This window comes from Joostella sp. (genome assembly GCF_048266025.1).
In the GTDB taxonomy this organism is placed as follows: Bacteria; Bacteroidota; Bacteroidia; order Flavobacteriales; family Flavobacteriaceae; genus Galbibacter; species Galbibacter atrarenae.
This window is the reverse complement of the sequence record NZ_JBLXAF010000008.1, coordinates 122066-135245: the sequence shown is the minus strand read 5'-3', so window position 1 is coordinate 135245 and position 13180 is coordinate 122066. Positions and strand designations below refer to the sequence as shown.

The following is a 13180-nucleotide window of genomic DNA, read 5'->3' as shown; positions in this document are numbered from 1 at the left end:
GAATTTTGACAATTAAAGAAATAGCAAAGTTGGCAAATGTCTCTCTAGGAACGGTAGACAGAGTTATCCATAAAAGAGGGAAGGTTTCTAAAAAAACGGAGAAAAAGATTCTTGATATCATAGAAAAGGTTAATTATCAACCTAACATCTATGCTAGAGGACTTGTTTTGAACAAATCCTACCAAGTTGCCGCACTAGTACCCTCTTACTCCAAGGGAGAGTATTGGGAGATTCCTTCAAAAGGTATAGAAATGGCAGCTAAAAACTTTAGTCAGTTTGGTATTAAATTAACCATTTTAGAATTCGACCAGAATTCTGCAATGTCTTTCAATAAGAAGGCAGAAGAACTCTTAAAAATGAATGTTGATGGAGCTATCATAGCTCCTGTAATAAATTTTGAGGCTGTAAAACTAACAAAGAAACTTAATGAAGCCTCTATTCCTTTTACATTAATAGATTCAAATATTAAGAATAGCGGATGTTTAAAGTTTATAGGGCAAGATGCCTTTCAAAGCGGAAAATTAGCTGCTAAACTCCTATGTGCAGAGATTAAACCTAAGGGCACGATCTCTATAATCTCAGTTAAGAACAATGAAAATCACAACAGGACACTTCAGCAAAGGATAGAAGGGTTTAAAGAATACTTATACAGTAGACCTTTTATTAATGATATCACCTTAGTAGAAAGTAACATTAATTTGGGGAGTAAAGATTTTGATGAGCAATTAAAGTCTGCTTGTAATCCTAATAATGATACTGTGGGAATCTATGTACCAAGCTCTTTAATTCACTATGTAGCGAAGCATATTGAAAGTTCAGCCTTATCTAATAAGGTAAAACTAATTGGAAACGATTTAATAAGTAAAAATGTAGAATATTTAGAAAAGGAAACTATCACTTATCTTTTAGGACAGAGACCTAAAACGCAGGGATATTTAGCTCTCGAAAGCTTTTACAACCATTTAGTACTAAATAAAAAAATAGATTCTGAAAAGTTTCTTCCCATAGACATTATCACTCAAGAAAACCTCATGTACTATGATACTAACCTAAACAACCTACCTCACAGTTAAATTTAAAATCTAACAAATTTAAACTACGAAAAACATCTAATAAACAAGTAATTAGATAAAAAAATCAGAATCTATCTTTATTTAACACTTTAAAATAAACATTCCTTATTTCCATGATTTATTTTTTTTTGTGATAAATACTTTTACTATAAGCTGAAAATTATATATTTTTAAAAAAATTTAATATAAAATGTGCACGTACACATTTCAATCAAAAGAAAAACAAATAAATTATAACATAACAAAAATCACCTTAAACTTATGAATTCAAAACTTCGAAATTACACACTACAAGCTTTCACAGTCTTTTCCCTAGTATTGGCTGCAAGTTGTCAAGAAACTACTCCTAAAGATGACACCCCATGGACTCCCCTATTCAATGGAGAAAACCTTAACGGATGGACGCAAAAAGGAGGAAAAGCAAATTATCGTGTTGAAGATAAAAAAGTTATTGGGAGCACCGTTCACGATACGCCTAATTCTTTTATGACAACAGATAAAATGTATGGTGATTTTATTTTAGAGCTTGATTATAAAGTAGATTCTACGATGAACTCTGGTATTCAAATTCGTAGTAATAGCATACCTCAATATCAGAATGGCCGTGTACATGGATATCAAATAGAAATTGACCCTTCGGACCGTGCTTGGAGCGCTGGTATTTATGACGAAGGAAGACGTGGATGGTTGGTTCCTTTAAAGGATAATCCTGATGCTCAAAAAGCTTTCAAGCAAGGAGAGTGGAATCACTACCGAATTGAAGCTATTGGAGATACTCTAAAAACATGGATCAATGGGGTTCCTGCCGCTCATCTTATCGACGGAAAAACTGCTTCAGGATTTATTGCTTTACAAGTACACAGCATTGGTAAAAAGAAAAAAGCAGGTACTGAAATCATGTGGAGAAACGTAAATATCCTTACCGAAGATCTTCAAAAGTACAGTAAGAAAACTCCACTTAAGCCAATAGTTACTAAAAACAACCTAACAGTTGGAGAAAAAGATAATGGTTGGAAAATGCTTTGGGATGGTAAATCGACTAATGGCTGGAGAGGTGCTAAACTAGAAGAATTCCCAGAAAAAGGTTGGGTTATTGAAGATGGTATTCTTACAGTTTTAGAATCTAATGGTGAAGAATCTGCTGCTGGTGGAGATATCGTTACAAAAGAACTATATAAAGACTTTATGCTTACAGTAGATTTCAAAATAACTGAAGGTGCAAATAGCGGAATAAAGTATTATGTAGATACAGAAATAAATAAAGGTCCTGGTTCTTCTATTGGATTAGAATATCAAATTTTAGATGATGAAAGACATCCTGATGCTAAACTAGGAAATCATGACGGTAGTAGAACAGCTGCTTCTTTATATGACCTTATACAAGCTGATCCAAAAAAACCAATGAATGCAATTGGAGAATGGAATACAGCAAAAATTATATCTAAAGATAATCATGTTGAGCATTGGTTAAACGGAATGAAAGTTCTTGAATATGAAAGAGGAAGTGATGAGTTCCTAAAACTTGTTTCCGAAAGTAAGTATGAAAAATGGCCAAACTTCGGAGAGCTTGAAAAAGGAAGTATTCTTTTACAAGATCATGGTAACCGCGTTTCATTCAAAAACATCAAAATCAAATCCCTTTAAACCAACAAAATTATGACAACTAGAAGAAACTTTATAAAAAATACCGTTTTAAGCAGTACAGCTATTGCTGTGGGAGGCTCCGTTATGGGGATGCCAGCAAGTAGTTACCGTAGAATTATAGGTTCTAACGAAAGATTAAACGTAGCAGTTGCTGGTTTAGGAAGAAGACTTGGCGCTTACTATGAGCCTATTTCTAGAAAATCTAGTAATGTAAACTTAATGTATCTGTGTGACGTAATGGAAAGTCAGCGTGCAAGAGCCATGAAAAACTTCGCTGAACGCATCGATTACAAACCGAAATTAGAAAATGACATCAGAAAAGTAATTGATGATAAAGATGTAGATGTTCTCGTTAACGCTACTCCAGACCATTGGCATACACCAGGATCAATTATGGCCATGAAAGCAGGACAACATGTTTATGTTGAGAAACCATGTAGTCATAATATGAACGAAAATGAGCTTTTAGTTGCTGCTTCAAAAAAATACAACAAAGTTGTTCAAATGGGAAATCAGCAACGTTCTGCTCCCCATACAATTCAAATTATAAACGAAATACATAATGGTATTATAGGAACTCCATACAAAGCTGTTGCTTTTTATAACAATCAAAGAGGTGAAGTTCCTGTACAAAAGAAAGCTGCTGTTCCAGAAGGATTAGATTGGAAATTATGGCAAGGACCAGCTGTACATCGTGAGTATACAGATAATACATGGGATTATAACTGGCACTGGTACGGATGGAATTACGGAACTGCTGAAGCTGGAAATAATGCTACTCACGAATTAGATATTGCTCGTTGGGCACTACAAGTAGATTTCCCTCAATATGCTGAAGTTGAAGCTGAAAAAAGACACTTCCTTAACGATGGTTGGGAAATGTACGATACTATGGAAGCTACTTTTAAATTCGCTGATAAGAAAATTATCCAATGGGACGGAAAAAGTAGAAACGGATACAGTACATATGGCGGTGGCCGTGGGACTGTAATTTATGGTTCTGAAGGTACCGTTTTTGTAAACAGAGGTAAATACATGTTGATGGATAGAGCTGGTAAACTTATCAAAGAAGTTACAGCCGACTCTCAAGAAGCTGGAACTGCTCTTGGTGGTGGTGGTGATATTTCTACGGACCACATGGTTAACTTTTTCGACGCTATTCGTGGAAAAGGCAACTTAAATGCTCCTATTGCTGATGCTAGTATTAGTATGGCAATGGTTCATTATGCTAATGTTGCTTACCGAACAGGAAAAGGCTTCAGAATAGATGACAATAATGGAAAAATGTTAGATCCTGAAGCAATGAAGTTATGGGGTAGAGAATATGAAAAAGGATGGGAACCAACCATATAAATATATAAACTTTCAAAGTAGTGATTCTACAATCACTACTTTGAAAGTCCTTTTATCATTCAATCTATAAACCTACACGCTCCTCTATTCTTTTTTTAAAAATTGAATACTTAAAAAACTATAGGATCAAGCATTTTAATCGATGCTATCAATCCAATTCGAGGAGATTTCAGCAACAACTGATAAACACATAATTGTTTAATAAAAAATTTTAGAATGAATAATTTGAAAGATAAAGTAGCTATAATTACTGGTGGAAATGGAATTTTAGGTGGCGCTATAGCTAAAGGTCTTGCTTTGCAGAAGGTTAAAATTGCGGTGCTTGGAAGAACAGAAGAAACTGTTAATCAAAGAGTACAAGAAATAAACAATAATGGCGGAGAGGCAATTGCTCTCGTTGCTGATGTTTTAGATAAAAAATCTTTAGAAACCGCAAAAACGAAAGTTATAGACACTTGGGGCAGTATTGATATTCTTGTAAATGCAGCTGGTGGAAATAGAAAAGGGGCAACTATAGCTCCAGATGAAACTTTCTTTGACCTTTCGTTAGAAGATTTCGGAAAAGTAAACGATCTTAATTTTAAGGGCACCGTTTTACCTAGTTTTATTTTTGGAAAGGTTATGGCTGATAATAAAAAAGGCAGCATTATTAATATTTCTTCTATGGCTGCTCAACAAGCTATTACAAGAGTTGTAGGCTACAGCGCTAGTAAAGCTGCTGTAGACAATTTTACAAAATGGTTATCCGTAGAAATGGCTTTAAAATATGGAGATGGTATTCGTGTAAACGCAATCGCTCCGGGCTTTTTTATAGGAGAACAAAATAGAGCATTATTGCTTAATCCTGACGGTACTCTTACCCAACGAGGGCAAACTATTGTTACACAAACACCAATGAAACGCTTTGGTGAAGCAGAAGAATTACAAGGAGTAGCAAATTGGCTTGCTGGAGATGACGCTTCCTTTGTAACTGGTATAGTGGTGCCTGTAGATGGTGGATTTAGTGCATTCAGTGGGGTTTAAAAAGAGAAAATGGAGTTACAATTAGAAAATACATGGCGCTGGTATGGCCCAAACGATACGGTTTCTTTAGCTGATATAAAACAAGCTGGAGCTACTGGTATTGTCACAGCGTTACATCATATCCCAAACGGAGAAATTTGGCCTATTGAAGAGATTAAAAAAAGAAAAGATACTATAGAAGCTAGCGGCCTAACTTGGTCTGTTGTAGAAAGTGTTCCTATTCATGAAAATATAAAAACTCAAAGCGGAGATTATAAAAAATATATTGAAAACTATAAGCAAACTATAACAAATTTAGGGAGCTGCGGAATTGATACTATTTGCTATAATTTTATGCCCGTTTTGGATTGGACACGTACCGATTTAAATTTTTCTATGGAAGACGGCTCTACTGCTTTACGGTTTGATAAAATAGCTTTTGCTGCATTCGAATTATTCCTTTTGAAAAGACCTGGAGCAAAAGATCAGTATTCAGATAGTGAGATTGCATCAGCAGAAGCTCTTATTGAAAAAATGACATCAGAAGATAAATCTCTTTTGACAAATAATATTATTGCTGGGCTTCCAGGTGCTGAAGAAGGATATACATTAGAAGAGTTTAATGAGATTCTAGCTACTTATAATAACATAGATGCTAAAAAGCTTCAACAGAATCTTTTTAGCTTTTTGGAACATATAATTCCTTCAGCAGAAAAAGCAGGTGTAAATATGTGTATCCATCCAGATGACCCTCCCTACCCTATTCTTGGTCTTCCAAGGGTTGTAAGTACAGAACAAGATATTCTAGATCTTTATAAAGCTGTAGATAGTCCAAATAATGGACTCACATTTTGTACGGGATCCTTTGGTGTAAGAAATGATAATGATTTAGTGAAAATGGTGGAAACACTCGGAAAGCGGATTCACTTTATCCACTTAAGAAGTACCAAAAGAGATGCTACAGGAAATTTCTATGAGGCAAATCACTTAGAAGGAGATGTAGATATGTTTGGAGTAATGAAGGCTTTAATTGCTGAACAGAAGAAAAGAAAATCTGAAGGACGCAAAGATATTAGAATGCCTTTCCGTCCTGATCATGGACATAAAATGCTTGATGATCTTAATAAAAAAACAAATCCAGGGTATTCTGCAATAGGAAGACTTAGAGGCCTAGCAGAGCTTAGAGGATTAGAACTAGGTATTAGAAAGTCCTTATACTAGCTGTTTTTTTCTTAAAAGAAGAGATTTAAGCTACTATCAAAAAGACTAATCAAAGAAGATAACGTAATGAAACATACCAACTTTATATACGATAATTTTTTACTTCATAATAAATATGCAGAGGAGCTGTATCATAACTATGCGAGTAAAATGCCCATTATAGATTATCACTGTCATTTATCTCCTAAAGATATTGCCGATAATAGAGTTTTTGAGAATATAACTAAAGCATGGCTAGATGGCGATCACTATAAATGGAGAGGCATGCGAGCTTTAGGGATTAACGAAAAGTTTATTACTGGAGACGCTTCTGATCAAGATAAATTTAAGCAATGGGCAAAAGCGGTCCCATATACAATGCGTAATCCATTATTCCATTGGACACAATTGGAGCTTGCCCGCTATTTTGATATTTATGAGCTTTTAAATGAAAAGAATGCTGAAAAAATTTATCACCAAACTACAGAGAAATTAAACAGTGGTTCTTTTAGCACTCAACAATTACTTTCTAAAATGAATGTAAAAGTGGTATGCACAACAGAAGATCCTACAGATTCTTTAGAACATCATCAAAAACTGGCAAAAAGCGATTTTAACACACATATAAGCACTTCTTTCAGACCAGACAAGGCAATTACTATAGGGAATGATGGTTTTTTACAATACATCGCTAAGCTTGAAAAAGCTGCTGAGATTTCTATTAACTCCTACCAAGATCTACAAGATGCATTGGTAAATAGAATTCAATATTTTAATGCTAATGGATGCAAAGTATCTGACCACGGATTAAGTTCCATCCCACATACAAATTATACAGAGGTAGAAGTAAATAATATTCTGAAAAGGAAATTAAAAAATGAAACACTTTCAAAAGATGAAATCTTAAAATTTGAAAGCGCTGTATTACAATTTTTATCAGAGCAATACCATTCTTTAGGTTGGGTGCAACAGTTTCATTTAGGAGCACTTAGAAATAATAACACTCGTATGTTAGACAAATTAGGTCCAGACACAGGGTGGGATTCTATTGGCGATTATTCTCAGGCTGAAAGTCTTTCTAAATTTCTAAATAGTCTAGACAGTAAAAATAAACTAACCAAAACCATTATATACAATCTAAATCCTGCCGATAATGAAGTTATTGCAACTATGATCGGTAATTTTAATGACGGCTCGGTTAAAGGAAAAGTACAATTTGGTTCCGGATGGTGGTTTTTAGACCAGAAAGATGGAATGACCAAGCAATTAAATACTCTTTCAAATATGGGACTAATTAGTTGCTTTATAGGAATGCTTACAGATTCTCGTAGTTTTCTTTCTTATCCTAGGCATGAATATTTTAGACGTATTTTATGTAATCTCCTTGGTGAAGAGATTGAAAATGGTGAACTTCCAAACGAAATGGAATGGATAGGGAAACTTGTGGAAGATATTTCATACAACAACGCAAACGAATATTTTAAATTTTAATCATACCATAACAAAACTTTAGATATTGAAAAAAGTAGTAGCATTAGGAGAAGTTTTATTAAGATTATCTACAAAAGATCACTTAAAATTCTCACAAGCCATAGAGATGAATGCCGATTATGGAGGGAGTGAGTTAAATGTACTCACTGGATTGTCTAATTTTGGGATGCAGTCTGAAATGGTTACGCGCTTACCCGCAAACGATATCGCTACAACGGCACTTATGCAAATGCGTAAGTACAATGTAGGAACTAGTCATATTGTAAAAGGTGGAGACCGACTAGGGCTTTATTTCTTAGAAAAAGGTGCCTCTGCAAGGGGAAGCAAAATTATCTACGATCGTGCACATTCTTCCTTTGCTAATATAGAAAAAGGAATGATCGATTGGAAGTCGGTTTTTAAAGATGCCACATGGTTTCATTGGTCGGGAATAACACCTGGCGTTTCTCAAGGAGCAGCCGATGTATGTATGGAAGCTATCGAAGTAGCTTCGCAAATGGGAATTACCATTTCCACAGACTTTAATTACCGTGCGAATTTATGGAACTACGGAAAAACTCCTGGAGAAGTCATGGAGAAAATGGTGGCCAAATGCCATATTATCTTAGCTGGAGATTATGCCTCCAAGCAATATTTTGATATTACTGCGGATGGAACTACCGAAGCTGAGCTTCAGGAATCACTTTGCAAAAAACTAAGAGCGCGTTTTCCAAGCAGTGATAAAATTATTATTACAAATAGAAAGAACATCAGTGCAATGCATAATATTTGGTCTGCTGTTTTATATGATGGCAACAAAATGCTTAGCTCTAAATCTTATGATATTACAGATATTGTGGATAGAATTGGTGCTGGAGATAGCTTTATGGGTGCATTAATTTACGGACTAAATAATTATGACGATCAAAAAGCCCTCGACTTCGCCGTTGCTGCCTCTTGTTTAAAACACACCATTTATGGAGATGCTAACTTAGTTTCTAAAGAAGATGTAGCACAACTCATGGCAGGAGATGCCACTGGAAGGGTAAGTAGATAATAAAGAATTAAATACCAACTGATACTAATAGTTTATAAAACATAGTAATGAAAACATTTACAAGAATTGAAGTCGCAAATACCATGAAAGATACTGGCTTAGTGCCACTATTTTATCATGAAGATGCCGAGATTGTGAGTCAGGTTGTAAAAGCCTGTTATGATGGCGGCGCAAGACTCTTTGAATTTACTGCAAGAGGAGCCTTTGCCCACGAAGTATTTTCAGAATTAAGAAAATTTTGTTCAGAGCATTGTCCAGAGATGATTCTCGGGGTAGGATCTGTTACCGATGCTGCCGCAGCTTCGCTATACATGCAAATGGGAGCACAATTTATTGTTACTCCTGTTTTTAGAGAAGATATTGCAATCGTTTGTAATCGCAGAAAAGTATTGTGGTCTCCCGGTTGTGGTACCCTTACAGAAATTTCTAAAGCTGAAGAATTAGGTTGTGAAATTGTAAAATTATTTCCTGGAGATATCTATGGCCCCAGTTTTGTTAAAGCGATAAAAGGGCCTTGTCCATGGACAAGTATTATGCCTACTGGAGGAGTGGAACCTACAGAAGAGAATATCACCGCTTGGTTTCATGCAGGGGTAACTTGTGTTGGAATGGGATCTAAACTAATTACAAAAGAGCTCATTAAAAACAAAGATTTTAAGCTGCTTACTGCCAATGTTCAAAATGCCATTAATATTATAAAATCTATAAAAGGATGAAGATTTATTTAAAATTAAGCTTCACTATTATAGCCCTATTATCTCTTATTTCTTGTAATCAAATAAGCGAACATAAAACACTCAAGCTAGCACACGGGCTAGATGTTAGTCATTCTGTACACAAGGCGATGCTACAAATGGGAAAGGATTTGGAGGAGATCTCTGGTGGAAAAATGGATGTTAAAATTTATCCGAATCAGCAATTAGGCTCTGAGCGCGAGTGTTTGGAATTACTTCAGATTGGAAGCTTAGATATGACAAAAGTATCTGTGGGAGTAATGGAAAATTTTGCCCCTAAAATGAAAGTATTAGGACTGCCATTTCTCTTTAAAAACAAGCAACATTCTTTTAATGTACTAGATGGACCAATTGGAAAATCACTTCTTAATGAAGGAACTCAGTTTTGGTTAAAAGGACTCTGCTATTATGATGCTGGAAGCAGAAGTTTTTACACAAAAGAACGTCCTGTAAATTCTCCTGAAGATTTAGAGGGGATGAAAATTAGAGTTATGGAAAGTGTTACAGCCATGAATATGGTACGTAGTCTAGGAGGCTCCCCAACGCCAATTTCTTGGGGAGAACTTTACACCTCTTTACAGCAAGGTGTGGTAGATGGTGCCGAGAACAACCCACCTAGTTTCTACTTATCAAAACACTACGAGGTTTGTAAATTCTATTCTTTAGACGAGCACACAGTATTGCCAGATGTTTTGGTTGTGGGAACTCATTTATGGAATAGCTTAAACAAGCAAGAGCAAAAGTGGCTTCAGGAAGCTGCAGATAGATCGGTGAAAAATCAGCGTAAGCTATGGGCTGCTTCAGAAAAAGAAGCTTTAGAAGCTGTACAAAAAGAAGGAGTTGAAATTATCTATCCAGACAAGGAACCTTTTGCTAAGCAAGTACAAAGTATTTATGACACCTATAAAAAGGATAAAGAAATGTACTCGATAATTCAAGAAATAAGAAATACTAAATAAGATGAATTTTAGAAAAAAAGTAGATCTGATACTAAGCAGGGTGCTAATTTTTATAATGGCAATAATGGTAATTAATGTATTGTGGCAAGTATTTACAAGATACATTACAGGTTCTCCAAGCTCATTTACAGACGAATTAGCTCGTTATCTTATGATTTGGGTTGGAATATTGGGCGCTGCGTATGTTTCTGGAAGAAATATGCATGTAGCCATCGATGTACTGCCGTCAAAATCTAGTCCGAAAGCTCAGAAAAGAATGGCCACTATTGTAAATATATTGATCATTACCTTTTCCTTTTTGGCTTTTGTAATCGGTGGACTTCGATTGGTTTATATAAGTTACATTTTAGGACAACATTCTCCAGCATTAAACATGCCATTATCTGCTGTCTATCTGGTAATTCCTATCAGTGGATTACTTATCATTTACTACAAAACCTCAGACCTCTTAAAAAAATAAATTATGGAATACATTCCCGTACTCATATTAATAATAAGCTTTTTATGCCTTTTGGCAATAGGAACTCCGGTAGCGTGGAGTATTACCATTTCATCACTACTAACCATGCTCGTTACGATTCCTGCGATGCCAGCTTTTACAACAGTCTCCCAACGGATGGCTACCGGTTTGGATAGTTTTGCACTGCTTGCCATTCCCTTTTTTGTTCTCTCTGGGGAACTCATGAATAAGGGAGGAATAGCACACCGACTCATTGCTTTTGCTAAAACACTGGTAGGCGCTCTTCCTGGAGGATTGGCCCTTATCAACGTTATTGCAGCCATGTTAATGGGAGCTATTGCAGGCTCTGCAATGGCTTCTGCATCTGCCATGGGAAGTATTTTAGGTCCAGAAATGGAAAAGGAAGGTTATTCTAAAGAGTTTGGAGTTGCTGTAAATATTACATCTTCTACAACCGGACTTATCATCCCTCCTAGTAATGTTCTTATTGTTTACTCCCTTGCTAGTGGAGGTGTTTCTATTGCTGCACTTTTTCTAGCAGGTTACATCCCTGGTATTTTAACTGGTTTATTTTTAATGATTGTAGCTTCTATTTGGGCTAAAAAGAAAAAATATAAAGTAGGAAAAAGAAGTACTTTAAAACAAGTTTTTAGAACATTTATAGATGCTGTTCCGAGTCTTCTTTTGTTAGTTATTGTAATTGGTGGTATTGTCGTTGGAATTTTTACAGCTACAGAAGCATCTGCCATTGCTGTACTTTACACTCTAATTCTAGGTTTTATATACAAAGAGATTTCATTTAAAAACTTACCCGAAGTATTACTTAATTCGGCTTCTACAACGGCTATTGTTATGCTATTAATTGGAGCTTCTATGAGTATGTCTTGGGTGATGTCTTATGAAAACATTCCTCAAAATATCAGTAGCTTATTATTAGGACTTAGCGATAATCCTATTATCATCCTTTTGATTATCAATCTAATATTGCTTTTTGTGGGGATTTTTATGGATATTACACCTGCAGTACTCATATTTACACCTATATTTTTACCAGTAGTGACAAAACTAGGTATGGATCCTGTTCAATTTGGAATCATAATGGTGCTTAACTTATGTATTGGTCTTTGTACCCCGCCGGTTGGCTCCGTCCTCTTTGTGGGTGTTGGTGTTGCTAAAACAAGTATTCAGAAGGTTGTAAAGCCGCTATTACCACTATTTTTAGCCATGATCTTTGCATTGTTCTTAGTAACGTATTTCCCACAACTTACGCTGTGGCTACCTAGTTTATTCGAATTGTAGATAGATATAAAATCATTCAGAAGAAAATATTTTTTATAAACTATAAAAGCTTCCAAGTAAATTCTAGGAAGCTTTTTGTTTATCTATAAAGCAGTAACTAAACGCCGCTGTATTATGTAGTTATTTAAATGTTGGCTCTACTTTTCTCTTGGAAACTGTAACCTAAAGAGAGTAACACATAGAACACAATTATTAATGGAATTGCTGCAAATTGAAGAGCAACTAATAAAATAGCGCTCAATATTAAAAACACATATCTAATACTATTTTCTTTAAATCCCCATGTTTTAAATTTTAATGCGAATAATGGCACTCTGGCATTTAACATATAGGTACTTAATATTGTAACAATTACTAAAAACCATTTATTTAAAATAATAGCATCTAAAAAACTACTATTTTGAAACTCTAATATTAAAGGCAAAGAAAGTATAAACAATGCGTTTGCGGGTGTTGGTAGCCCTATAAAAGAGGTTGTCTGCTCTTCATCAATATTAAACTTTGCTAAACGATAAGCAGACCCCAAGGTTATCAATATACCGAATAATGCTATCGGTGAGAAATTAAGTCCTTCTATTTGCATTACCGATGTGACCGTTTCATGATTTCCCCAAGTATAATTCCCTTCACTCATATTGAACAACTGGAACATTACTATTCCAGGAACTACTCCAGAAGTAACCATATCTGCCAAGGAGTCTAACTGTAAACCCAATTCACTTTGAGCATCCAATAACCTAGCTGCCAATCCATCGAAAAAGTCAAAAAAGATTCCTGCAAAAACAAAGTAAGCGGCAAATATTAAATTTCCTTGTACAGCTAAAATCACAGCAATCGTACCACATAAAAGGTTTAATAATGTTAATCCGTTGGGAATAAATTTCTTCATTAGTTTAAAATTTCAGTTGTGTAAAATTACTACTTTTAAA

12 protein-coding genes are annotated in these 13180 nt (G+C 35.1%); 11 read left to right on the top strand and 1 reads right to left on the bottom strand.

All coding sequences use genetic code 11. The features are described from left to right. The first annotated feature begins 5 nt into the window (after window positions 1-5). The 11 genes from ACN0TY_RS13705 (at window position 6) to ACN0TY_RS13655 (ending at window position 12251) form a co-directional block, all read left to right on the top strand. Entirely contained in the window at window positions 6-1073 is a 1068-nt protein-coding gene (locus ACN0TY_RS13705) for a substrate-binding domain-containing protein (protein WP_417444941.1), read from the top strand. A 261-nt stretch (window positions 1074-1334) separates the two neighbouring features. Next, window positions 1335-2717: a 3-keto-disaccharide hydrolase gene (locus ACN0TY_RS13700; RefSeq protein WP_417444940.1), complete on the top strand. Its 1383-nt coding sequence runs from the start codon at window positions 1335-1337 to the stop codon at window positions 2715-2717. A gap of 12 nt (window positions 2718-2729) precedes the next feature. Beyond that, the gene (locus ACN0TY_RS13695) at window positions 2730-4070 is read left to right on the top strand and encodes a Gfo/Idh/MocA family protein (protein WP_417444939.1); all 1341 of its coding nucleotides are present in this window, start codon (window positions 2730-2732) and stop codon (window positions 4068-4070) included. A gap of 216 nt (window positions 4071-4286) precedes the next feature. Beyond that, window positions 4287-5093: an SDR family oxidoreductase gene (locus tag ACN0TY_RS13690; RefSeq protein ID WP_417444938.1), complete on the top strand. Its 807-nt coding sequence runs from the start codon at window positions 4287-4289 to the stop codon at window positions 5091-5093. A gap of 9 nt (window positions 5094-5102) precedes the next feature. Further along, window positions 5103-6293 (top strand): mannonate dehydratase, encoded by a 1191-nt coding sequence (gene uxuA / locus ACN0TY_RS13685; protein WP_417444937.1) that lies wholly within the window; start codon window positions 5103-5105, stop codon window positions 6291-6293. 66 nt (window positions 6294-6359) lie between these two features. Beyond that, a complete protein-coding gene (gene uxaC / locus ACN0TY_RS13680) occupies window positions 6360-7763 on the top strand; it encodes a glucuronate isomerase (protein WP_417444936.1) in 1404 nt (467 codons plus the stop codon). 25 nt (window positions 7764-7788) lie between these two features. Continuing rightward, a complete protein-coding gene (locus ACN0TY_RS13675) occupies window positions 7789-8799 on the top strand; it encodes a PfkB family carbohydrate kinase (protein WP_417444935.1) in 1011 nt (336 codons plus the stop codon). A gap of 47 nt (window positions 8800-8846) precedes the next feature. Beyond that, entirely contained in the window at window positions 8847-9515 is a 669-nt protein-coding gene (locus tag ACN0TY_RS13670) for a bifunctional 4-hydroxy-2-oxoglutarate aldolase/2-dehydro-3-deoxy-phosphogluconate aldolase (RefSeq protein WP_417444934.1), read from the top strand. Continuing rightward, on the top strand, window positions 9512-10492 hold the full coding sequence (locus tag ACN0TY_RS13665; RefSeq protein WP_417444933.1) for a TRAP transporter substrate-binding protein: 981 nt from the start codon (window positions 9512-9514) through the stop codon (window positions 10490-10492). The genes ACN0TY_RS13670 and ACN0TY_RS13665 overlap by 4 nt, the downstream gene beginning before the upstream one ends. 1 nt (window position 10493) lies before the next feature. Continuing rightward, the gene (locus tag ACN0TY_RS13660; RefSeq protein WP_236959087.1) at window positions 10494-10952 is read left to right on the top strand and encodes a TRAP transporter small permease; all 459 of its coding nucleotides are present in this window, start codon (window positions 10494-10496) and stop codon (window positions 10950-10952) included. Window positions 10953-10955: 3 nt separating this feature from the next. Further along, the gene (locus ACN0TY_RS13655; RefSeq protein ID WP_236959086.1) at window positions 10956-12251 is read left to right on the top strand and encodes a TRAP transporter large permease; all 1296 of its coding nucleotides are present in this window, start codon (window positions 10956-10958) and stop codon (window positions 12249-12251) included. Between the two features lie 124 nt (window positions 12252-12375). Here the strand turns inward: ACN0TY_RS13655 and ACN0TY_RS13650 are convergent, their stop codons facing one another. Beyond that, the gene (locus ACN0TY_RS13650) at window positions 12376-13140 is read right to left on the bottom strand and encodes a CDP-alcohol phosphatidyltransferase family protein (RefSeq protein WP_417444932.1); all 765 of its coding nucleotides are present in this window, start codon (window positions 13138-13140) and stop codon (window positions 12376-12378) included. Between the last annotated feature and the right edge of the window lie 40 nt (window positions 13141-13180).